This is a genomic window from Bacillus horti (assembly GCF_030813115.1).
Lineage (GTDB): Bacteria > Bacillota > Bacilli > Caldalkalibacillales > JCM-10596 > Bacillus_CH > Bacillus_CH horti.
Genome location: NZ_JAUSTY010000002.1, coordinates 307,725 through 332,489, shown reverse-complemented (window position 1 = coordinate 332,489; position 24,765 = coordinate 307,725). Strand labels below are relative to the sequence as shown.

At 40.1% G+C, this 24,765-nt stretch carries 20 protein-coding genes; all 20 read right to left on the bottom strand.

Going from position 1 to position 24,765, the window contains the following annotated elements:
* Positions 1–146 precede the first annotated feature (146 nt).
* Positions 147–968 carry a class I SAM-dependent methyltransferase gene (locus tag J2S11_RS03545; protein ID WP_307391001.1) on the bottom strand — a complete coding sequence of 274 codons (822 nt, stop codon included), beginning with the start codon at positions 966–968 and terminating at the stop codon, positions 147–149.
* Positions 965–3,106: a DNA mismatch repair endonuclease MutL gene (mutL, locus tag J2S11_RS03540; RefSeq protein WP_307391000.1), complete on the bottom strand. Its 2,142-nt coding sequence runs from the start codon at positions 3,104–3,106 to the stop codon at positions 965–967. Before mutL ends, J2S11_RS03545 begins: the two co-directional genes overlap by 4 nt.
* 92 nt (positions 3,107–3,198) lie before the next feature.
* Positions 3,199–5,985, bottom strand: a complete 2,787-nt coding sequence (mutS, locus tag J2S11_RS03535) for a DNA mismatch repair protein MutS (protein WP_307390998.1) — start codon at positions 5,983–5,985, stop codon at positions 3,199–3,201.
* Positions 5,986–6,077: 92 nt separating this feature from the next.
* Positions 6,078–7,331, bottom strand: coding sequence for a putative amidoligase domain-containing protein (locus tag J2S11_RS03530; RefSeq protein WP_307390995.1), 1,254 nt, complete (start codon positions 7,329–7,331; stop codon positions 6,078–6,080).
* 204 nt (positions 7,332–7,535) lie between these two features.
* Positions 7,536–8,102: an outer spore coat protein CotE gene (locus tag J2S11_RS03525; protein ID WP_307390993.1), complete on the bottom strand. Its 567-nt coding sequence runs from the start codon at positions 8,100–8,102 to the stop codon at positions 7,536–7,538.
* A 205-nt stretch (positions 8,103–8,307) separates the two neighbouring features.
* Positions 8,308–8,736 (bottom strand): YlbF/YmcA family competence regulator, encoded by a 429-nt coding sequence (locus tag J2S11_RS03520; protein WP_307390991.1) that lies wholly within the window; start codon positions 8,734–8,736, stop codon positions 8,308–8,310.
* Between the two features lie 2 nt (positions 8,737–8,738).
* Positions 8,739–10,229 carry a tRNA (N6-isopentenyl adenosine(37)-C2)-methylthiotransferase MiaB gene (miaB, locus tag J2S11_RS03515; RefSeq protein ID WP_307391096.1) on the bottom strand — a complete coding sequence of 497 codons (1,491 nt, stop codon included), beginning with the start codon at positions 10,227–10,229 and terminating at the stop codon, positions 8,739–8,741.
* A gap of 290 nt (positions 10,230–10,519) precedes the next feature.
* A complete protein-coding gene (locus J2S11_RS03510) occupies positions 10,520–10,810 on the bottom strand; it encodes a cytochrome C oxidase subunit IV family protein (RefSeq protein ID WP_307390988.1) in 291 nt (96 codons plus the stop codon).
* Positions 10,811–11,090: 280 nt separating this feature from the next.
* Positions 11,091–12,077, bottom strand: a complete 987-nt coding sequence (locus tag J2S11_RS03505; RefSeq protein WP_307390986.1) for a cytochrome c oxidase assembly protein — start codon at positions 12,075–12,077, stop codon at positions 11,091–11,093.
* Positions 12,078–12,235: 158 nt separating this feature from the next.
* Entirely contained in the window at positions 12,236–12,580 is a 345-nt protein-coding gene (locus J2S11_RS03500) for a cytochrome C oxidase subunit IV family protein (protein ID WP_307390984.1), read from the bottom strand.
* Position 12,581: 1 nt separating this feature from the next.
* Positions 12,582–13,193 carry a cytochrome (ubi)quinol oxidase subunit III gene (locus J2S11_RS03495; RefSeq protein ID WP_307390981.1) on the bottom strand — a complete coding sequence of 204 codons (612 nt, stop codon included), beginning with the start codon at positions 13,191–13,193 and terminating at the stop codon, positions 12,582–12,584.
* On the bottom strand, positions 13,193–15,028 hold the full coding sequence (gene ctaD / locus J2S11_RS03490; RefSeq protein WP_307391093.1) for a cytochrome c oxidase subunit I: 1,836 nt from the start codon (positions 15,026–15,028) through the stop codon (positions 13,193–13,195). The genes J2S11_RS03495 and ctaD overlap by 1 nt, the downstream gene beginning before the upstream one ends.
* A gap of 67 nt (positions 15,029–15,095) precedes the next feature.
* Complete coding sequence (coxB, locus tag J2S11_RS03485) at positions 15,096–16,124, bottom strand: cytochrome c oxidase subunit II (RefSeq protein WP_307390978.1); 1,029 nt, start codon at positions 16,122–16,124, stop codon at positions 15,096–15,098.
* 383 nt (positions 16,125–16,507) lie between these two features.
* Positions 16,508–17,686 carry a glycine C-acetyltransferase gene (locus J2S11_RS03480; RefSeq protein ID WP_307390975.1) on the bottom strand — a complete coding sequence of 393 codons (1,179 nt, stop codon included), beginning with the start codon at positions 17,684–17,686 and terminating at the stop codon, positions 16,508–16,510.
* A 73-nt stretch (positions 17,687–17,759) separates the two neighbouring features.
* Positions 17,760–18,800 carry an L-threonine 3-dehydrogenase gene (gene tdh, locus J2S11_RS03475; protein WP_307390972.1) on the bottom strand — a complete coding sequence of 347 codons (1,041 nt, stop codon included), beginning with the start codon at positions 18,798–18,800 and terminating at the stop codon, positions 17,760–17,762.
* Positions 18,801–19,162: 362 nt separating this feature from the next.
* Positions 19,163–19,882 (bottom strand): MerR family transcriptional regulator, encoded by a 720-nt coding sequence (locus tag J2S11_RS03470; RefSeq protein WP_307390969.1) that lies wholly within the window; start codon positions 19,880–19,882, stop codon positions 19,163–19,165.
* A complete protein-coding gene (locus J2S11_RS03465; protein ID WP_307390966.1) occupies positions 19,875–20,750 on the bottom strand; it encodes an Hsp33 family molecular chaperone HslO in 876 nt (291 codons plus the stop codon). Before J2S11_RS03465 ends, J2S11_RS03470 begins: the two co-directional genes overlap by 8 nt.
* A 138-nt stretch (positions 20,751–20,888) precedes the next feature.
* Positions 20,889–21,902 (bottom strand): S66 family peptidase, encoded by a 1,014-nt coding sequence (locus J2S11_RS03460; RefSeq protein ID WP_307390962.1) that lies wholly within the window; start codon positions 21,900–21,902, stop codon positions 20,889–20,891.
* A gap of 187 nt (positions 21,903–22,089) precedes the next feature.
* A complete protein-coding gene (locus J2S11_RS03455; protein ID WP_307390959.1) occupies positions 22,090–22,956 on the bottom strand; it encodes a 2-oxoacid:ferredoxin oxidoreductase subunit beta in 867 nt (288 codons plus the stop codon).
* Positions 22,957–24,687 (bottom strand): 2-oxoacid:acceptor oxidoreductase subunit alpha, encoded by a 1,731-nt coding sequence (locus J2S11_RS03450; RefSeq protein WP_307390956.1) that lies wholly within the window; start codon positions 24,685–24,687, stop codon positions 22,957–22,959.
* Positions 24,688–24,765 lie beyond the last annotated feature (78 nt).

Sequence of the window (24,765 nt, the reverse complement as noted above, 5' to 3'; positions counted from 1 at the left end):
TTCTAGTTACCTATATTCTTGGTTTCTATACTTCAGAATACGTTTTAAAACCCATTAATCAATCAGTTATTTATTTGCATTTATCTTATATTTATTTTGCATTTATCTTTCAATTATTCTTTCATTGACTTAATACTTCTTTGCATCTATAACTCAATAACGCCAAACCAATGAGATGCATACTTGCGCTCTATAGCCGTAAAGCCCAGCTCCTCAAATCTTGCACTATAGCTGGACTCCTTCATCACCACACGCTTCCTAGCTACCCTTTTCGCTTCCTGCAATGCCTCCTTGGAAAAAGGAGCATAATTAGCGAACCGTTTTAATCCAGATAAACCTGTTGATGAAGCAACACTTGATTCAAACATCGGGTCTACATAGACAACATCAAAGGATCGATCAGGACAGCTAGCTAAGAATGGCATATGATCTGCCTGTATAACCTCCACACGTGCCATCGCTTCCTTCAACTCTACACTATCTGTTTCCCAAGACTGTAAGCCTTTCGCGACCATAAAAGCTAAAACTGGATTAGACTCTACTCCAACTACTTTCCCTTGCTCACCTACAGTAAAGGCAGCGATGATAGCATCTGACGCTAGCCCCAAAGTAGCATCTAATATGGAATCCCCTCGCTTTAAACCCGTTGCCTCTATAAAAGGATCTTGCTCTCCCCGAAGAAGTCTTTTTAAGCGAAACATAGCCGAGCTTGGATGAAAAAAGAAAGGCTCCTGTAAAGAGCTTGGAGCCTCATCTCCAGCTTGATGGTGAGGACTCTCCTGTTCTTGCTGTACAAGCTTTAAACCATCCTTGGTAACAAGCAAAACATCTTCATTTACGTATTTCTTTAAAATTCCTTCCACAGATCTCTTTCCCCGAGGAACAAAAGTAGCCTTCAACTCCATAGCTACCTCCTGAGCCTCTTCGATGAGCTCTTCCTGCCTTCTAGCACTTGTCGTAACAATCATGACATCACTCTTTTAAACATTTTCTCAATATCATACGTACTTAACAGCACCGTGATAGGGCGCCCATGAGGACATGTAAACGGATTAGAAGAAATTCTAAGCTGCTCAAGTAAGGCCTCCATCTCCCCATAGGTCAAATAATGATTAGCCTTTATCGCCTGCTTACAGGACATCATAATCGCTACTTTTTCCCTAAAATAGATCCACTCTAGCTGTTTTTTCTGCTGAGTGATCAAATCTAGGATTTCACGCACCAATCCTTCTTCCTCACCGTCTGGAAACCAGTTAGGATGAGAACGTAGTCTATATGAATGATGTCCAAATTCCTCAAACGTTAGACCTATATGCTCTAAAAAGGACAGATGTTCTTGAAGCAACTGATCCTCTCCAGCCGTAAACTCTAGAACAAAAGGGATCAGCAGCTCTTGAATCTCCTGACTAGGCTCATTTAATTTCTGATAAAAATGCTCATACCAGATTCTCTCTTGTGCCGCATGCTGATCAATCATATACAAGCCTTGTTCATTTTGAGCTAAAATATATGTCCCATGGAGCTGTCCTAAAGGAGCTAATAGAGGAATCTTAGCTTTAGTCTGCTCTGACTCCGTATACGTTTCTCCATCAGCCTTATGGTCTGCTTTACGGGCTAAATCATGATCTGCTTTATTCCCAGTCTTTCGATCAACTGCATGCGTCTTCCCATCAGCACCATATGTCTTGTCATCAGCTTCATACGTCCTGTCACCAGCGTTTTCATGCTGCTCATCATGTATTCTCTTATCTTGTACGAACTCATGAACTTGCTTATAATGCGCAGAATCCGTCTTTTCATCCTTATCCTCTACATGATCTTTAAGATCATTCATACCTTCCGATCCTATTTGATCCTGCAACTCATCAATATTCCCGTTTTCCTCAATCTGCTCCGTCTGTTCTTCCCCCATCAGGGTACTCCTTAATCCACTAGTTGCTCCTCCGGCGGCTTCTGTTTTATCCTTATCAAGGATAGACCTACCTAACCCTGACCCATCAACCTTTGGAGTATTCGCCGGATTCCCCCATTCTCTCTGAGGTAAACGAAGGTCAAGCTTTTCTTGAATCACTACTGGCTGCTTAATCTTCAACTGCTGCAGGGGTGTAGGAATTAATTGTGCTTGATGAAGCGTATTCTTCAATTCCTTCTCAAGCCAATCAGCCAGCTCCGTCTCCATGCTTAATCTTGCTTCAAGCTTTGCTGGATGAACGTTGATATCGAGTAAGCTAGGGTCCATCTCAATCGAAAGGAGGACAATAGGATAGCGGTTTATAGGCAACAACGTATGGTAAGCACGAAGGATCGCTTGGCTAATCGCATAATTCTTTAAATACCGTCCGTTAATAATCACAGAAATATACTGGCGATTGGAGCGAGTCAGCTCTGGTTTCCCAAGATAGGCATTAACCGTATAGTTAATATCCTGAGCATAAAAAGGGATCATTTGCTTTGCTATGCTTGGTCCATAAATCGCTGCAAGAACCTGCAAGACTTCTCCCTTACCATTCGTTGAAAGCAGCTCACGTCCATTGTGCGTTAAAATAAAAGCGATATGTGGGTGGGCTAAAGCCAAACGGTTTACATAATCCGTAATATGACTTAGCTCCGTATGAATTGATTTTAAGTATTTATAACGAGCTGGAGTATTATAAAAAAGCTGTGTCACTTCAATCCGTGTACCCTTACGTAGTGGCGCGTCCTCAACGTGAATAACCTTACCACCCTCTAATTGAATTTCAGTCCCTACAGCCTCTTCACCGTCCCAGGTTTGCAAGGTCACATGGGAAACAGAAGAAATACTCGGTAAAGCCTCTCCCCTAAAACCCAATGTCATAATCTGAAATAGCTGTTTATCACTCTTCAGCTTACTCGTAGCGTGTCTAGCGAAGGCCATCGTAGCATCAGCCCGTTCCATTCCATGACCATTATCGATGATCTTAATCCTAGACAGTCCACCCTCTTCAATGATGATCTCAATTCTCGTACTCCCGGCATCAATTGCATTTTCAAGCAGTTCTTTAACAACAGAGGCAGGGCGTTCGATCACTTCACCTGCCGCTATTTTATTGGAAAGATATTCATCCATAATTTCGATCTTAGCCACAACTACTCACCTCAGCTTTATTATATAGTCCGTATTCTGAGTAATACGATTTTACTCTAATTTAATCTTTAAGTAACATCCTCTAGAATTTTTCACTTTTTACTACTTTTAAGTTGCTCCTGTAGCTCATAAAGCAAATTTAAAGCGGCTAATGGAGTCATGGTCAATAAATTCGTCTCCTTAAGCTGAGATAACACCTGCTGCTCTTCTCCTTCTAGACCGAATTGAAATTGCATTTGTTCAACAGCAGTTATTTCTGAGGATTGTTTTTGTTTCTCCTGAGTGGTTTGCAATGGCTTTTCTTGTGAGGATTGTTTTTGTTTCTCCTGAGAGGATTGCATTGCCTTCTCTGGATTTCTTACTTCATTCTCACTACTGCTGCCACTTTCCCAGCCTTGATCTGTTCGTTCATCAAGACTTGAAGCTACTTGATTTTGCCCCTCCAAAACACTAAGGATTTCCTGAGCACGACGAATAACCGTAGAAGGCATCTCAGCTAATTGAGCAACATGGATTCCATAGCTACGATCAGCTTTCCCTTCCCTAACCTTATGCAGGAAAATAACCCTACCTTCACGTTCAGAACAGGCGACGTGGATATTCGTTAGGCCAGCTAATTGCTGTTCAAGTCCAGTTAATTCATGATAGTGCGTGGAAAATAGCGTTTTGGCTTGCACATGCTCCTGGATATATTCAACGACCGCTTGAGCTAAAGACATCCCATCATACGTTGACGTTCCTCTGCCGATCTCATCGAGTAAAATCAGACTGTCCGCAGTCGCTTTAGTAATGGCACGCTTAGTCTCCATCATTTCTACCATAAATGTACTTTGACCACCAACTAAATCGTCAGCAGCTCCAATTCTAGTGAAAATTTGATCAAAGACCGGGAGCTTGGCACGCTTAGCAGAAACAAAACAACCGATTTGAGCCATGACTACAATCAGGGCAGTCTGACGCATATACGTGCTTTTTCCTGCCATATTAGGACCTGTGAGTAAAAGAATTTGTCTAGCCTCTGTATCCATCCTTACATCGTTAGCCACAAAAGTAGATTCACCTAGAACCTTCTCCACAACTGGATGACGCCCATCTTCAATAGACAAGAGTCGATCAGAATTAAAATGTGGACGCGTGTACTGGAACTTCTCGCTCACTCTGGCAAATGAACCAAGTACATCAAGCTGAGCAATCCCCTCCGCTAAAGCCTGCAAACGCAGTAAATATTGATTAATTTTTAGCCTTAGCTCTACAAACAGCTCATACTCAAGTACCATCAGTCGATCATTGGCCTCTAGAATTAGCGCTTCTTTTTCCTTAAGCTCAGGAGTAATATATCGTTCGGCATTCGCTAAGGTTTGCTTTCTTTCATACCTTTCATCATGGAGCGCGTGTAGGTTCGCTCTTGTGATCTCAATATAATAGCCAAATACCTTATTAAAGCCTACCTTCAACGATTTAATTCCTGTCTTTTCACGTTCTGTCGCTTCTAGGTCGGCAATCCATTGCTTGCCATTCCGACTTGCCTCTAGCAAGCGATCTAGCTCCTCATGATAGCCTTGCTTAAAGATTCCTCCATCCTTCACACTAATCGGAGGCTCGTCCAGTACAGAACCCTCTAACAGCTCTAGCAGCTCAGTACACGGATCAAGCTTAGACAGCTTCTCTTGAATATATGACCCTGGTAGCTGATTCAACAAAGCTGTAATTTCGGGAACAGCCTTTAACGAACGGCGCAGCTGTACGACATCTCTAGGATTTACATTTCCATAGGAAACTCTCCCCGCTAGACGCTCTAAATCATATACCTCATCCAAAAGCTGCATAAGCTCCTCACGCTCTAAGGCATGATCCAGAAAAAGCTGGACCGCATCTAAACGCTCATCTATTAGCTTCTGATCCATTAAAGGACGCTGAATCCACTTTTTGATTAGTCGTCCTCCCATAGCCGTAGATGTTTCATCTAATAGCCATAGCAAAGAGCCTTTCTTAGACTGAGCTCTTATCGTTTCTGTCAGCTCCAGATTACGTCTAGAGGACGGATCAAGGTGCAGAAAGCTATGGGTTTGATAAAGCTGAACAGGCTGTAAATGTCCAACGGAACGCTTTTGAGTATCCTCTAAATAGCTTTGCAAAAGCTGTACGCATTGAATGATAGCTCCTGTTTGCTGCTGCTTTGGTATAGCAGAAAGGAGGTTCTCTACCTGACCTTCAGCTTCCTTCTGTGAAGTGACCTCGTCAGTTTTAGATATAGGAATAGCATGTCTTTGCCCACGTTCAGCAGTAAATCCAACAGAGCTTTGTGGACAATAGCTTTTTACCTGCTGCTGATCAGCCGTACTAAAGCCTTCCCCTAATACAATTTCTGCCGCATTATATGGCTGAGCTTCCTCTGCCAAAGTTTGTAATTCACTCGCTTGAGTAGCGCTTACTTCCCCGGTAGATAGATCACAGGCCACTAAGGCAAACCTATCTTCATGCTTAGCCAAAAATAAAATAAAATTGTTTTCTCGATCCTTAAGCATACTATCTTCCATAAGGGTACCTGGTGTAATGACCTGAACAACCTCACGTCTCACGACACCTTTAGCCTCTTTTGGATCTTCAACCTGCTCACAAATAGCCACCTTGTAGCCTTTTTCAATTAATTTCCGTATGTATTGGGAGGCAGAATGATAAGGAACGCCACACATGGGAATCTTATCCTCTCCCCCTCCTGCTCTTTTGGTTAATGTAATTTCTAGCTCTCTGGACGCTAGCACAGCATCCTCAAAAAACATCTCATAAAAGTCTCCTAAACGAAAAAACAAAAAAGCATCAGGATAATCCGCTTTTACTCCTAAATATTGTTGAATCATGGGTGTATACGTTGTTGTCATGGATAGCTTCCTCCATTACTGTGAAAAAAGTTCAATTCTGCTGATAAAAAATTCTAATTGACATCCCACATTGAGAGCCCAATTTCCTTTGATTATACCATGTTTTTAGCTGAATATGGGGAAATAGCCCATGCTGCTCGGATATCTGCAAACTCATCCCATACATATCTCTGTTCAATTAACTCATAGAAGGAATTTAGCTCCTCAGCATACGCCTCGTACGTTGTTGTTGCTTGAAGCTGACTCCAAACGTTTTTAACAATCGGATATAATCCTTCTGTATCTTCCTTATAAAAGCTCAACTGTACCTCCTCGCTATTCAGAGGAAACCAGTTAAGATTCTTTTGCTCCTTCGTCAAAACCTTCGCTAAGCAAAGCACGCCTTTGGCGATTCTTGGATGAGTGATCCAGCTAGGCGGTGTGCGATACTCAAAACCTCCATGATATTGCTCTCTATAGTCACCTAAATACCCGTACTTGGGTCTCCGTGCTATTGATTCTTTGCTTTCTAGGCAACGAAGTGGTAATGCCAGGTAGTTATCTAATACTCGTATAAAATGTGGAGTTAAGGCTATTTTGCTAAAGTGAATATGTCCTCCGATAGGATAATTTTTTAATGGGCATCCACCAGCAAGCCATTGAATTGAAGAACTATTGACCTTTTTAACCCCTTTTTTTAGGCAACTGCGGATGTTTTTAAATAAGGTTCTAGGACAATTACTCGGTTCAGGGCGTAATTCCACAAGGGGATAGCTACTACGTTGGCCTTTTAGCCAGATAGCATCATGACCCACCCTTCCTTTTTTGGTAAAATATTTTGATGCTAGAACAAACTTCCCATTTGTAGATCTTAGAGCTACCTCAAGATCAGCACCTAACATAGAGGTTTGTCCCCCAAAGCTGATACTTTTTTCTTCCTCACTTTTTCTATTTTTCTCCAATTGACTTTGCAGCTCTTTAGCTACAGCCTCATGATAAAAAATTTTTGAAATCGTATATTGTGGAGCAGAGGCATGAACACTGACCTCAACCATACCCAAATCGTATCCTAAAATGTATAAGGTTCGTAAAGCCAACTTCTTTGCTTTTAGAACCTCTTTGCTTAATTTGTTGGCGCTAATCCGAGCCCAGCGTTCCTTTTGCTTTGATTTTTCCTTAAGCCAAGGTTGAGCTTCTATGCTTGTAGTGTTGTGAAAAAGACCAATTACCTCAAAATGATAAATATAAAAGCGATACTTTCTACTCCTTTTTCGCCGTGAAGAATACCGAGGTATCCCATTTATGCTCAATATCTTTGCTTCGATATCTTTTTCAGCCTCTGTTCCAGGTCTTTGATACACTCTCATACTGTATAGGCTCCTTGTTTTCCTTTATAGGCTTTCACTTCTACCAGCGTATGCGTGGACAAGCAGAGAAGTGCAACGACAAGGGCTTAACTAACCGTCCAAATAGAGAATGGAGCATCCAAAAAAAGAAAGCATAAATCGGAAAAGTAAAAATACTTTTTTCCCATTTAGACAAAAAGAAAAGGAGGTAAAAATACCTCCACTTTAATCTAGGTCATCAATAAAAAAATCTGAATCAAGTTCTTCAAAGCCATCATCTTCATCGTCACCAAAACCAAACTCTTTGTCATCATCATCACAGCCATGAGGGCAAACCATCACACAAATTTTTGTTTCTCCAACAATCTCTACATAGAAGTCTCTTTCTACTTGAACAAGAATTGAATTTCCTGAGCTTGAGATTGTCGCTTCAGATGCAGTAGGCTGTTGTGTTGCTTTGGCAAAAACCTCTAAACCTTGGTCTAGAACGTTTTTATCCTCAATGGTAAGTGGGATACTATCGCAATATGAAACATTTTCTGTAGCAACCTCTGTTTTTGTATTGTTGCTGTAGGAGTACCATGCGTTAATATCATAGGATCCACTTACCTCCACGGTGTCACCCACCTTTTCAGCTGTATAGGTATGGTTGATAATCCAACATCCTAATATACTGGTTGGGGAGTGTGACGGCGTGACGGTATGGGTTGCCTGGCAAAACTTACGTCCTTTACCGCAAACTGCTTTGGTAATAATCTCACGACATTGAACGTCTTTTTCTGTATGAGACATATCGTTGCTTACCTCCTCCAAACATCGCGTTCAGTTAATTGTATGCAGGACATACGTCTAGGGTGCAAAAAAAGCTTCGAATTTCAATGTGAATCCGAAGCTTTCTTTCTCTCACTAGAAGCACAATGATACCTTATCATATGCCTAGCATACTGTGTGTGCGCCTGTTTTTTAGAAATAAGCAAGACTATTTGATGAAATTATCTTATCCTATCGGGCAGCTTGAATCATTTCTTCCACCCGTTTTGCCTGATAGAGGGTCTCCTCCAGTAGAAATAATAATTTCATCAGTTACCTTATTAGAAATGATGTTTGTAATCATTTGTAATAGAGCGTTAACCTCCTGCTGTGATTGCTTAAACTCACGAACTACAGGAATCTCGTCAAGCTCAGTGTTTAATTGATCTAAAGATTTCTCAAAATCCTGCAAGGCTTTATCCTTTTCAAAGTGATCGGCATTAACAGCCTGCTTTTGCTTAAATTTAATCACCTGAATGAGATTTTGTACCTTATCATTATTTTTAATTTGCTGCTCGGCTTGCTTGAAAAAATCTACCTCTTTTGAAGCGGCAATCATTTTAGCTAGCTTTTCTGCCTGCTCAATAATTTCTTTTCTTGTTTTGATCTCTGCCATAACTAAACCTCCACTATTTGTACTTGCTCTCCCTTTAACGTCCAGGTTTGGGGTTCAGTAATACGTACCTGAACGAGCTTCCCTATATCTTCTTTGGAACCTTTAAAATTAACTAGCTTGTTAGTTCTTGTACGCCCAGCTAGAATCTCTGGATTATTTTTACTTTCACCTTCAACCAGAACCTCTACCACTTGATCACGTAAGCTTTCATTTTTACTCAACCCATGCTTATTCAACACAGAGTTTAAACGATACAAGCGTTCCTTCTTCTCCTTTTCAGAAACATCATCCTGCATCTCAGCAGCTGGCGTTCCATGACGCGGAGAATAGATAAACGTATACGCTTGATCATATTCTACCTCTTGAGCTAGGCTAAGTGTATCTTGAAACTGCTCCTCCGTTTCACCTGGAAAGCCAACAATAATATCTGTTGTTAAGGAAGCATGCGGAATGGCTTTCTTGATTTTCTGAATCAGCTCCAAATAGCTCTGTCGAGTATACTTCCTTCCCATGCGCTTCAACACATCGTCATTTCCTGATTGGACAGGCAGATGAATATGTTCAACCAGGTTTCCACCCTGAGCTAATACCGTAATAAGCTCATCATCAAAATCCCAAGGATGGCTTGTTGTAAAACGAACTCTAGGAATATCGATCTTCTGTATATCTCGTAACAGATCAGCCAGCCTATACTTACGATCCTCGAAATCCTTCCCGTATGAGTTCACATTTTGACCTAATACGATAATTTCCTTATACCCTAATCTAGCTAACTCTCTTACTTCAGCTAAAATATCCTCTGGCCTACGGCTTCGCTCTTTTCCACGAGTGAAAGGGACTATACAATACGTACAGAACTTATCACAGCCATACATGATGTTTACCCAGCCCTTAAGACCATCTGCCCGTTTTTGAGGCATATCTTCAATGATATCCCCTTCCTTCGTCCAGACCTCAATGACCATTTCCTTCGAAAGAAGAGCATCTCTTAATAGGACAGGAAGTCGATGAATATTATGTGTACCGAAAATCATATCCACCTGATGGTAGCTTTTAAGAATTTTATTGACTACCGCTTCCTCCTGAGACATACACCCACATACGCCTATAACTAGCTCCGGGTCTTCAAGCTTTCGATGCTTAAGGCGACCGATTTCACCAAACACCTTATCCTCAGCATTCTCTCGAATCGCACAAGTATTAAACAAAATGACATTAGCCGTCTGTTCATCATGTGTAGGCTCATAGCCCATACTCTCGAGAAGACCAGCAATATGCTCACTATCATGCTCGTTCATTTGACAACCATACGTTTTCAGCAAATACGTTTTGCCTTTACCAATTCCAAGCATTTCTTCAGGAATATCCGCTTTAAGGTGAACAATCTCTTCTTTCCCTCGTTTTTTCCCTTCCTTATAGTCAGGCTCGGAGTAAATAAAGGCTGTCTTTCCGTTCACCTTAACCTTACGTCTATTTTCGCTTTGATCAACCACTCTATAGCTGTCAAAGTATTGACTATAGTCCTTAAAATTCTTCTCTCGCTCATACTTCGCTTTAGAAGGATTAAATGTATATAAGTCATTCTTGTTCTTGTCTGTCAAAGCTCCCACATCCTTTCTACATCAATCAGAAATAACGGGAATATCTGTATATCAATCATTGATTATATCATACTTCCATACCGATTTGAACTACGGAACCTGTAACAAAAAAGCGACAATTTACCAGCACAAAGGCTGCTTCTTCGAAGCAGCCTTATCCTTTCTTTACATTTACAACACATCTACATCCAAATGACAATTCCAGCAACCAAAACAACCGCTACAAAAACTGCAGATCCCGCAAACAGAAGAGGAAAACGATGTCCTCTATCCTTTAAATGCATAAAATAAAACAGTTGTACAGCAACCTGTAGGATGGCTAATAAAACGAGAAACAAAAATAATGATATCCGTTCTTGAATCATTCCTAATCCTACAGCAACAAAGGCTATGGCTGTGATGATAAGAGATAAAACAAAGGCCCAGATGATTGTAGTCATCTCTCTTCTGCTTTTGGCTTTAGCTTGACTCATATTCTTTCCCTCCTAAGCTCAGCTTAGTTTCGTGCAGATAATCTATCTTCATCTACACTTAGTATGCCAAGTTAGTCGCCCTTCAAAACGGAAATTTTTATAAATGCAATTATAAATGTAGCTACTGAAAAGATAACTTTATGAACGATATAAAGAATGAATAAATGAAAAATAAAAAACACCCTATCCAATGCTTAGATAAGGTGCTTTAATGCTAACAGTAATAATAAACATTACGCTTTTGATTTTGTAAAAATAACACAAGTAAGCAATAATAAGTCTATGAAGGCTTAGTTGAGTTGGAAGAATCTGGAATAGGGAAGTTTGGAGCATGATCTTTCCCAAGATCATTTTGACTATTCTTGTTTGCCTTAGAAAAAGCCTCTTCTTGATAAAGCAAGGCTTGTTCGTCTGTAAGCCCTTCTCTTCTCTTTTCATCCTTAGCCCACTTGAAGAACACGACTGCCATGGCCGTAATATAAGTTAGCTCTTGCACGACCTTCATAACTACTCCGCCGGTTTGTTGATCATCCAATGTAGAGAATCCGCTGATTAACTGAGGGGCATCAACATATGACGTGTACATAACCGATGTGGAGAAGATAATAATCGCACAAACCGGTGTAATTAAAACACTATTCGCTGCCATATATCCGATCTTCCAAAGCCCACCAATTTTATTTTCCTCCAAAATGTCCATTAATGGCCACCACATTAATGCAGCACCAATCCACAGCACAAGATAAAAAGCAGTATTTAAAACTGGCATAACCATCAGATTATCAAAAACAAAAGGGACATGGTACAAAGAAAACAACAAGTTAAATAACAAGATTGATACTAATGGGTTAGTAAGTACTGAGAAAGCTTTTCTAGACCAATTGCGCTTTATGATTGGTGAAAACATCCACTTGGTGAGTCCTAAAAGAAGTAACGGTGGGACAACCAAGAAAATAACAGCCATTTGAATCATATGAGCACTGAACATATAATGATGTCCATAATATTCAAGCGGCGTGGCTTTAACCAAGATGAACAAGATCATACCCGTTAAAAAATAAACCTGCTTAGACGCTGGAACTGGTTCAGCATCCGTATATTGCTCTCTCCACCTTCCGACTAATAAAAAGTAAAGACCAATAATTACCACAGAGAACAAAAAAACCTCGATATTCCAAAATTCAAAGAAGCCAGGGCTCTGAGTTACGGTATTACTATGATGAGAACCATCTGCAGCAAATAACTGTGACTGAAAACTTAAAGTCATTAATGCCATCCTCCCTTCATATCAAGATAACGATAATAAGAAAAGCTTCACTCGAAGCCCCCATTCCAAGAGGTTGTCTTGTCTACCAATAGAAGAAGGGCTGCAATGTACATTGCAGCCACTCTATCATATTAAAGCCTATATCTCTAAGCTTTACTTTACCAGAATATAAGAATGGATAAAGCAACTACAGTCAGAATAGCAACAAATACTCCTGAAAAGATAAACAGGATAGGCATTGAATGCTCCTTCTGATTTAAATGCATCCACACAAACAATTGGAACATCGCTTGAATGATAGCAAGAATAAGCAGGAACATACCTAAAGCAAGCTTACTATCAAAGATCTCAAGCATAACGGCAGCAAAAGCAAATGCTGTCAAAGTAAGAGAAACAAGAAATGTCCATAAATGATGACTAACCTCACGAGAATGATGTGTTTTCTCGATACGTTTAGTTACCGCTGGAGAAACGTTCGTCTCCTGATTTACGTTAGGTTGCATGTTATACCACCCCCATTAAATATACTACAGTAAAGATGAAGATCCACACAACATCTACGAAGTGCCAATATAACCCAGCCACATAAAACTTAGGTGCTGTCGTTACTGTTAGACCTTTCTTAGTAGCTTGTAGCATTAGGGTAATAATCCACAGTATACCAAATAGTACGTGAGCTCCGTGGAATCCAACAAGGGCATAGAAAGAAGAAGCAAATGCACTCGTTGTAAAGCCTAATCCATACTCAGAAACATAAACAACAAACTCATAGATCTCCATTCCAAGGAATGCAAGTCCCAAAATAACAGTAATCCCTAACCAAACCTGCATCTTCATAAATTGATTATTTTTCATTGCAATCGTTGCAAAAACACTTGTTAAACTACTCGTTAAGAGAAGAACTGTCATGATTGCAACTAAGTCTAAATGGAAGATTTCCTGAGAAGTAGGTCCACCTGCTGTTTGGTTTCTTAATCCTAAAAATGTACCAAACAATGTAGCGAATAATACGGTTTCTCCACCAAGGAAAAGCCAAAAGCCCATGAATTTATTTTTACCTTCCAGTGTTGCACGCTCTGGGTTAGGAGGAAGGGTTTTCAGATCATTTGAGTGCATCAGCCTTTTACCCCCTTATCTCCATCTTCTAGCTCTTCTGCATGAATGTGATATCCATGATCATCGTATAGAGAACGGAATAACATCGTAATCAACGTAATCCCTATTCCAATACCTGTAATAATATATAGTAGCGTTCTATTATCAGCAAAGAAAGGTAATGCTTGCATAGCTAAAGTTAAACCAGCGATAAACAATCCAATGGACATAATTAATGGACTTATCGATGGCGATGGCATATGAATATCTGAAACTGGCTCAGCAGGTGTAACCCCTTTGTTTCCAGCCATTTTTTCCAGCCATAAAGTATCAATTCCACGAACCAAAGGTGTTTGCTTGAAGTTATACTCTGGTGGTGGTGAAGGAATAGACCATTCAAGTGTACGTGCATCCCAAGGATCTGCAGGAGCCTTTGGTCCTTTTGCAGAAACTATGATGTTCACAACAAAGATTATAGTACCAACTGCCATTCCTATTGCCCCAATTGTACTTAACCAGTTACCAAATTCTAAGCTTTGATTTGGCATATACGTAAAGTAACGTCTAGGCATCCCCATTAATCCAAGGAAATGCTGTGGGAAGAACGTCAGGTGGAAGCCGATAAAGAACGTCCAGAAATTCCACTTTCCAAGCTTTTCATTAAGCATTTTTCCGAAGATCTTCGGCCACCAGTAATACGCTCCTACGAATAGACCGAACGCTACCCCACCAACAATTACATAGTGGAAGTGGGCAACTACGAAATAGGAATCATGATACTGATAGTCAGCAGGAGGCACACTTAACATAACCCCTGTTACTCCACCCATAACGAAGGATGGGATAAATCCTACAGCAAAAAGATTAGCTGTGGTAAATTTAATTTGTCCACCCCACATCGTGAAGAGCCAGTTAAAGATTTTAATCCCTGTAGGCACCGCTATCGCCATGGTGAGGACGGCAAATATCGCATTAGCCACCGGACCTAAACCAACTGTAAACATGTGGTGAGCCCATACCATGAAGCCTAGGAAACCAATAAGTAAAGTAGCAAATACCATTGCCGTATATCCAAAAAGACGTTTTCTACTGAAGGTAGAAATAGCTTCAGAAATAATACCGAACGCAGGTAAGATTAAGATGTAAACCTCTGGATGTCCAAAGATCCAGAAAATATGTTGCCAAAGGATAACACTACCTCCGGCCGAAACATCAAAGAATACTGAACCAAATACACGATCAAACATTAGTAAAGTTAAACCTACAGTTAATGCAGGGAATGCAAGTAGGATAAGTCCAGATGATACAAAGGATGACCACGTAAATAGTGGCATTCTCATGAATGTCATTCCTGGAGCACGCATATTGATAATCGTTACTAGGAAGTTAATTCCCCCAACTAAAGTACCAATACCCGAAACCTGTAGACCAAGCACATAGAAATCAATTCCCGATCCACTATACTCACTGGCTAGTGGAACATAGGCTGTCCACCCCGCATCAGGAGCTCCTCCAGCAAACCAGCTAATGTTTAAGATAATTCCCCCTGCTAAAAACAACCAGAACCCAAGTGCATTAACAAATGGGAATGCTACGTCACGAGCACCAATTTGTAAAGGTACTATAAAGTTCATAAAACCAAATAATAGTGGCATAGCTGCCAAGAAGATCATGGTTGTACCATGCATGGTTAGAACCTGGTTATACATATCTCCAGCTAAAAGAGTCATTCCTGGATACATAAGCTGAACACGAATCAGCATAGCCTCCAGCCCACCTAATAGAAAGAAGAAGGTTCCAGCTATGAGGTATAATATACCGATCTTCTTATGATCAACGGTCGTTAGCCAATCCATAACGCCCGTATACTTCTTCACTTGAGACACTAATGTCTACCCCCTTTTACGTCTATTCCTACTGTGATTAGTCAAGCGTTAATGAATTTAGATACTCAACGATTGCATCTAACTCCTGATCATTTAAATCAAGAAAATTCGGCATAGCATTTCCTGGTTTAACCGCTTGAGCTTCTTTAATCCATGCCTTCAGATTAGCGTCAGCTTCCTCAGGGTTATCACTTGACTTGGCTAAAAATCCTGCAATCGTTCCACGCTCTGCAAAGCCAGCTAGGTTAGGACCTAAGCCAGGCTGAGAGGCATCAACAGCATGACAGCCAATACAGCTTTGAGCAAATAATTCACGACCTTCAGTAGCTTGAGCTGAAACAACTTCCTCATCGAAGTTCTGCATTCCTGCTACCCAGTTGTTATACTCGGCAGGCTCTAAGGCTACCACTCTGAAATTCATAAGGGCATGTGCCTCACCGCAAAGCTCTGCACAACGTCCGTCATAAATACCAGGCGTGTCCGTTTCAATATACATTTTGTTCGTATTGTCAGGATTGGTGTCCATTTTACCAGCTAATGCAGGTACCCAGAAGGAGTGAATAACATCAGCTGATTCTAAGTTAATGTACACTCTTTCACCAGTTGGAATCACAAGCTCCTGTGCCGTAACAATATTAGTGTCAGGATACTCAAAGTTCCACCAGTATTGATGAGCGGTTACGTCAACCCAGAACGCATCTTCCGGTGCCTCTTCAGCTAAAGAAAACGTCGTCATAACCGTTGGCACGGCGAGTACGATAAGGAGTAGAATAGGAATAACAGTCCAGATAATCTCTAGCTTGTGGTTCCCTTCCACCTGTACTGGAATTTCTTTTTCCTGTCCTGGACGTTCACGATAACGAATAACAACATAAGTGAAGATAATCGCTACCACGACAAAAACCAAGACCATAATGGAAATACTCAAGATAATCAAAGATAATTGCTTTTCAGCTACTGCTCCACTTGGATTCAGGGCAGAAAGTTCTGGAGCCCCACATCCAGCAAGTAGCAAAGCCAACGCTACTATTGGAAGTAAGCGTTTCACAAATGGCCAATGACTCATTACACATAAACCCCACTTTCTCTGTTGATATCTTCTACCAAATCCAAACCAAATTTTAAGACTAACAGCTTTCATAGGCTTAAAATCTGCTGCAAGAAAAGTTCTACTCCGAATCCTCTAAGTGTGGCTTCTATGTTGTATACTTTTCAGCGGTGCAACATGCTCATTGCCAGTTTCTCATTCTCCGTCAGTGTAAAAATTCAAAAGCGGTCAAGGTAGATAGAACACAAAAAAAAACAAATTGGTACAATTGTTCTTTCTAATTATACCAAATTCGAAGTCAGTACATACATAGAATAGCATAACCAAGCCTAAGTCGACAAGACGTTCACATGATTGTCACAGGGTCATTTATAGATATAAACCTAGTATTATCAACACTTTTAGCCTAGAATACTTAATTTCTTACCTACTTTGCCAAAGGAAAATAATGCCTTTTCTAACTGTTCTCTACTATGTACAGCAGATACAATTGTACGTATTCTTGCTTTCCCTTTGGCTACTGTAGGAAAAGCAATTCCTTGAGCATATACGCCCTCTTGGATGAGTTCATCTGCAAATTTCATACAAGCCGCTTCATCTCCAATGATAACCGGTGTAATTGGCGTATCACTACGACCTGTGTCAAAGCCCAGCTCCTCCAAGCCTTTTTTAAAGAACTTTGTGTTGTCCCACAGCTTTTCAATTAGTTCAGGCTCTTCAAGCAGGACATCGAGTGCAGCGTCACAAGCAGCTGTTACAGCCGGTGGGTGTGACGTACTAAATAGGAATGGCCGAGCTTTATGGATAAGATAATCACGTACAGCTTTAGTACTTGCCACATATCCTCCTAACACACCGATAGCTTTACTTAGGGTGCCCACTTGAATATGTACACGTCCATGTAAACCAAAATGATCGACTGTTCCACGACCATTAGCACCGAGCACTCCACTAGCATGAGCATCATCTACCATGACTAGGGCGTCGTATTTTTCAGCTAATTCTACAATCTCTGGAAGTAAAGCAATATCACCGTCCATACTAAATACTCCGTCTGTTACCACTAAGCGTTTGCGATACTCCTGTGTTTCTTTTAGAGCTTGCTCAAGATCTGCCATGTCATTGTGCTTATAAATTTTTCGCCCAGCCTTTGTCAAACGAATCCCATCAATGATAGAAGCATGATTAAGCTCATCACTGATTACTACATCTTGATCCGTTAAAAGGGAGGAAAGAACTCCAACGTTAGCCGTGAAGCCAGACTGAAACACCAAAGCTGCTTCTGTATGCTTAAACTCAGCAAGCCTACGCTCATACTCTTCATGCATAGAGAATGTTCCAGCAATTGTTCTAACAGATCCTGTTCCGGCACCATACTTTTCAACAGCTTCTATAGCCGCTTTACGCAAACGAGGGTGTGTAGTAAGACCTAAGTAGTTATTGGACGATAGCTGAATTAATTCCTTCCCGTTTATTTGAACAGTAGCCCCCTGCTCACCTTGGATGTCCGTTAAAGAACGATACAACCCCTTATTTTTCATTTCTTGTAGTTCCTGCTCTAAATATTCAAAGCCCTTCATTTTTGTAGCCTCCTTTATCTAATTGGATTTTCAATGTTATTCAGTAAAACATTCGTTCCAATCACACCATTTATTAAGGAATCAATACAATTTTACCTGACTGTCCCTTAATCATCAAATCAAATCCTTTTTCAAACTCCTCTAAGCTAAATGTATGTGTAATAATTGAATTCATATCAATGGCACCCGTTTTTAAAAGGCCTGACGTTTGGAACCACGTTTCAAACATTTTTCTACCTGTTATACCATGCACTTGAATACCTTTAAATACGATGTCATTAGTGATATCAAGCTCGACCTTTTGAGTTGGTAAGCCTAGCATAGACACACGCCCGCCATTCGTCACCATTTTAAATCCTTGGTCAATAGCCATAGGGTGCCCAGACATTTCTAATATAACGTCTACACCATTTCCCTGCGTAAGTTGTTTTGCTCTCTCCACTGGATTTTCTTTCCCAGAATTAATGGTAGCTGTAGCTCCAATTTTAGAAGCAATGTCCAAACGATACTCATTAATATCTATAGCATAGACCTCGGAAGCTCCTGAAGCCTTCGCTACCGCTACTGCCATCAAGCCTATTGGTCCACAACCAATCACAGCTACTGTTTTACCCACAATCGGACCTGACAAGGCGGTTTGTACAGCATTCCCCATTGGTTCTTGGACAGAAGCGATTTCGAAAGGAAGCTCCTTATCATTCTTCCACAGGTTAGTAGCTGGTAGAGCAACATATTCAGCAAAGCACCCCTGCGTGTCCACTCCAATTATTTGTGTTTCACGACAAATATGATATTGACCTGTTAGACATTGGGGACATTCTCCACAGATAATATGTGTTTCAGCAGAGACATGATCTCCAGCCTGAACATTAGTCACCTGACTCCCTACCTCTACAACCTCACCAGCAAATTCATGACCAAAGACATACGGGGTTTTAACTCGACTAGCAGACCATGCATCCCATGTATAAATATGAACATCCGTCCCACAAATAGACGTAGCTTTTACCTTAATTAACGCTTCATTTGGTTTGATTTTTGGTATATCTACCATCTGTAATTCTGCACCAAATCCCTCGCGATGCTTTACAATTGCTTTCATCTTTCCGTTCAAGGTGAACTCTCCTCTCAGTTATTAAATCAGTGTAAAGTATTGATTTTATAACATTATAGCACCTTTATAATAGAAGAGTAAATAAGATGTCCATGCCGAATGAACAAATAATATGACTTTTATCACGTCCTATGTCCTGCCCTCAGAAAGTATAAAATTTGAAGAAAACATGGTATAAATTTTATACTTTTTAAACGTTAAAAAAGCTGATTGATCAGCTCTTCTTCTTTGCTACTATTATGCTCTCTGATTCCCAAATTATTATTAACTATCTTTATGAGAAATAAGCTCCCTTAATATAATAAGGGCTAGTGGACTTGAACTTGGGTATTCTACTAACCCTTTCAATAATCCTATAAGGTCTATAAGGCTTTCTGAATATAGGCATATAAATCAGCATCAATTCCTTGACCCATAGCCACATCAGGATTCTCCGCATAAAAGGCTTCTACACTTTTTATTAATTCCGGATTACCTTCTAATGTTGAATAAGTTATCTTCTTCCACCTCAAGGCTAACTCTTTTACTGTAGGATGACTCGGGGGGATTCCCTGGTCTTTATTCTCTCTTAATTGGAACAGAAGCTGAGTAAATTCTTTCTCAAAGTCTCCCATGGCATCTTTCTCTAAGCTCTCATAAAAAGCTTTTAATTCATCAAGCTGTTCCTCTGTAAAGTATTTAGAGCGGTTCAATTTCATTAGCTCAAACAGCGAGGTAAGCTCCTTAACAGAAACTACTTTATTATGAGAAAGCTCATTTTTGATAGATTTTAATTGTCTAAGCAAATGTTCTTGCTCTTCAATCTCGGATTGGACACGCTTCATTTGTGTTTCGATGACATCCATTACCGATTGTTTTTTATCCCGTTTTATCAGCTCTTGAATATTATCTAAGGATAAGCCCATTTGTTTTAGGACAAGGATTTGATGAAGCTTTTCCAAATCATTATGTGTGTACCGACGATGGCCAGCATCTGTATATTTAGATGGCGTGAACAGCCCAATTTGATCATAATATCTCAACGTACGGATGGAGAGTCCTGTAAGGTCCGCTAATTCTCCAACCTTCCACTGACTATTCAATTATTTCACCTCTTTCAAGAAAAGCTTGAATCTCAGAAGGAGAGAAAACATAGCTTCTCCCGCAAACATGACAAGTTGAGTTAACCGACTGCTCTGCCCGAATAGATTTCTCTAAATTCTTCCGATCTATTGAATAAAGTAAACCATAGAACATTTCTTTAGAGCAAACACAGAAAAATTGCAGGTGTTGACAGCCTATAAGCTGAGCATCAGAAAACATCTCATTTAACGTATCCTCAATCTGTTGGGTGCACATATATCGAATGTCATTAAAGAATACTGAGCTCATATTCAGCTTTTCTTTGATAGGCATTAGTAAATGCTGAGGAGCACCTGGGAGTAATTGTGCATACATAGCGTAGCTGGATAAAAGTCGGTGATTTTCATCAAATTCAATATTTGTTTTAATGATAGTCTCTATTTGATCACTTTGCTTAAAGTAATGGGAAATATCCTCGTCAAGGGTTTTGTATGGCATATCCGTAATCCCTGTAAATTGATTCATTTTAAATCCTTTAATGACTCGGATAGCTGCTTTGTCTCCAATAAGCTCTGAAAGGGTGACAGCCTCGATGTTTCCTTCTAGTACGCTTTTACTAACGTAACCTCTCACATTACCATTTGCCTCAACATCAGCAAAAATCTGATAACGTGGGTTGCTCATCGTTATTGTAGCACTTAGCCTTTGCTCTCCTTTCATCGTTGCAGAAAGCAGACTAAGCCCTGAAACCGTTTTTCCAAGAGCCAAATTGAACAGCTTACTCTTGATCTGGTTTAGCGCTAAGATCTCTTTAATCAACGCTGTATTATCGACAAAATATAAACGAACCTGTTTATTAAAAATTAATGATTTTATAATTATATTCATTATATCTTCATTTCCTTTCCTTACGTTATGTCAGCTTTCAATCCATTATAAAAGATGACGTTACGTAAGGTTCAAGCATTATTTAATTTCTGCTTTTAAACCGACTAACATGTATTTATCCCTATAGCTTTTGAAGTCTTAGATAAAAAGCTGCTTGACAATCCCTCTTCCCTCTTCTACTTCAATCTCAGCATGTGCTCCGTTGATGAATGTGATTTGAGGTGGTACATGTCCGCAATCAATATCATAGACTACTGGAATCTTTAATTCTTCGTAGAGCTCCTTGTAAATATCCTCAACGGTATATTGATCAATAGCTCTATTCCCGTCACTTCTTCCAAATAGAAGACAAGAACAATGATCAAACCATCCCGCTAATTTCATCTGAACTAGAGATCGGCGTAATTCAGTGGTCGATAGCTGACAATTTTCTATATACCAAATGAATGGCTCATTATTAATATACTGTTGTTGGAAATGCTTTACGTCACCGTATGGTGTACCAATTAAATGTCTAATTACATCAATACATCCACCAAGTAAACGACCTTGTGCTCTAACCTTAGTATTGGTAACAGTCTTCCATTTTGTCTCCTCTGTTAAGTGAAAAACACATGGTGAAGGATCAGAATGGTTCCACTGCTTTTGAAACTTTTCCGAGGAATATTGTACGATAGATTTACCTGCTTTAGTCGATAAAACAGATTGCCAAATTTCCGTTGTAGAATCTGAATATTCACCTCGCAAATCAATTAAATTTGTTCCATGAGCTGTAGCAATGCCTGTGTTTAATGTAATGGCTAGTAGTAAAACACTTGTATCTGAATAACCCAAAACCCATTTTGGTTGGTATCGCTCAAGATCTAGATGTTCAAGAATCTCGATTAATAGCTCACCTCCCCATGGGGGAATGATGATATCAATCTGTTCATCAGTCATCATTTTATTAAATTCATTTGCTCTTATTATGGCTGGTGCAGACTTTGCTTTGTGTTGCGTCCATATAGTTTGTCCTGAATTAATTGTGTAGCCTTTACTTTCTAAACTTTTAAAGGAAAGGTAAAGTAAGTCGTGCAGTTCATCATTTACTCCAGAAGACGGCGAAGTCACACCAATAGCTGCCCCTTGTGTCAAAAGCGGATACTTAATCATTTACTCAGCCCCTTATTCTCTTTGTTTCACAACCTAGTAATTCAAGATATAAAAAGACGCTTCTAATACCAATTATGTGGTTTAGAAACGTCTTTTGACAAGAACTGTCGCATCCATTTGAAAACCTGCGGCAGACCCTCTACAGAAGTTATATTTCAATAGCACGATCGACGTGTCTATCTATATTTTACATAAATTCACTACAAAGCTTGGAGAAATGATCCTCAGAAATCTCAAGAGATTGGTTTACAAGTCCTTCTGGCTTGAAGCCTGGAACCATATCCTCGTAGGATTTCTTTTCCGTGTTTTGATAAATCAAGCCTGTAACTAAACCATTGTGTTCCATTAGCGTTTGCATAGCCATCATACGGTTGCTTGGATCATATCCTTCAATAGAAGAAAGCTCAGTAATATTTTCTTTGAACCAGTCATACGTGTTAATTTTGTTGAACGTTACACAAGGGCTGTATACGTTGATTAAAGAGAAGCCTTTGTGCTGAATTCCTTGCTCAATTAAAGCTGTTAAGCCCTTCAAGTCACTTGAAAAGCTTTGAGCAACAAACGTTCCACCAGCCGTTAGAGCTAGCTCCATAACGCCTAATGCTGATTCAATAGATCCACCTGGAGTACTTTTCGTCTTAAAACCAACCTCCGAACGAGGTGATGTTTGCCCCTTTGTTAATCCATAAATCTGATTATCCATAACGATGTATGTTACATCAATATTACGACGAATAGCATGGACCGTATGACCCATTCCGATAGCAAAACCATCTCCGTCTCCACCAGAGGCGATAACCGTTAATTCACGATTTGCCATTTTCACACCTTGAGCGATTGGCAATGCTCTTCCGTGGATACCATGGAAACCATAGGCATTAATATATCCAGAAATACGACCTGAACATCCTATTCCAGAAACTACAGCAAGATCCTCAGGCTCTAGTCCAACATTAGCAGAAGCACGTTGAATGGCAGCCTGAACAGAGAAGTCACCACAGCCTGGGCACCAGTTTGGCTTAACTTTATTTCTAAAATCCTTAAAAGTAGCCATCTAGATCAGCTCCTTTACTTTTTCATGAATTTCGTATGGTAAAAATGGATTTCCATCATATTTCAGCATATTTTTGATCTTATCTGCTCCACCAACATGTAGCTTAACAAGGTCTGCTAATTGACCACTTGCATTATTTTCTACTACAATAACTGTTTTAGCAGCATCCACTAATGGCTTTAGCTCTTCACTTGGGAAAGGAAGAATAATGCGTACATGAGCATGATTGACTTTAATGCCATCCGCCTCAAGACGCCCTTTTGCTTCATTAATTGTACCAGTTGTTGCACCGACACCGATAATCAATACATCTGGATTTTCATTTTCCCCATTTACTCTTACAGCTTCCTGAAACTTTAAGCTGTTTAGCTTTCTTAGGCGCTTGTCCATTTGATTTTTTCTGTTAATAGGGTCTTCCGACGGACGTCCTACTTCATTATGCTCAACACCAGTAACATGGTGGATACCATTCTTTTGTGAAGGAATAACACGAGGAGAAATACCATCCTCTGTCACTTCATAACGCTTAAATAACTCTTCTTCGTGCTCTGGTACCTCACTAAGCAGCTTACCACGACGAATTTCAATTTTACTATAATCAAGTGGATCTACAGACTGTTTACCAAGTGATAGAGCAAGATCAGTCGCAATAATAACTGGACATTGATACTCATCAGCTAGGTTAAACGCTTCAATAGTATCATAGAAGCAATCTTCAACCGTGCTTGGAGTAAGAACAATCTTAGGAATTTCACCAGGAGAACCATATATTAATGAGTTCATATCCCCTTGCTCCTGCTTTGTAGGAAGACCTGTACTTGGTCCACCACGTTGAGTGTCCACAATAACAATTGGCGTTTCTGTAATACCAGCAAGACCAATAGCCTCAGTCATAAGAGCTAAACCAGGTCCGGCAGAAGCAGTTAGAGCTCTAGCACCTGCATAGTTGGAGCCTATAGCCATCGTTACAGCAGAAATTTCATCCTCTGTTTGGATAACCGTACCACCTAGCTCTGGAAGCTTCTTAATCAAATATTCCATAATTTCAGATGCTGGAGTTATCGGGTAAGCAGGCATAAAGCGACACCCTGCTGCAAGCGCACCCAAAGCAATCGCGTCATTTCCGATCATGAACATTCTTTTCTTACCATCTGCTTCTTCAAGCTGAAGGGCTTCAATCTTTCCACCAGCCTGCTCAGTAAAGTACTCAGCACCTTTAGCAATCGCTTCCACGTTCATATCTATAATTTTTTGTCCCTTTTTAGCAAAAATCTCAGCAACTACATTCTGAAACGGCTTAGGATCCATCCCAAGTGCTGCACTTGAAGCTCCTACAGCAACCATGTTTTTCATTAGGGAAGTTCCTAGATTGTCAGCGATTTCAGTAAAAGGCACAGAAAATAAACGTCCTTTAGCTCCCTCAGGTAAAACAGGGTCAAATTTACTATCAGCGATGACAACACCGTGATCAGAAAGCTCATGAATATTAACATCAATGGTTTCCTGATCAAAAGCAACTAGGACATCAAGATCATCAGAAATAGAACGAGAGGCAAACGTACTTACACGAATCTTATTATTCGTATGTCCTCCTTTAATCCTAGAAGAAAAGTGACGGTAGCCATAAAGATGATACCCTAAGCGATTTAAAGCAATCGCGAAAATTTCTCCTGTACTTTCGATTCCTTCACCCTGTTGTCCTCCAACTTTCCATGAAAGTTGATTGATCATATACTCCACTCCTTTAAAAGTCCACTATTGAATTTAAGCAACATCTACATAAAAAATTCATAATTTTTTTAGATACTT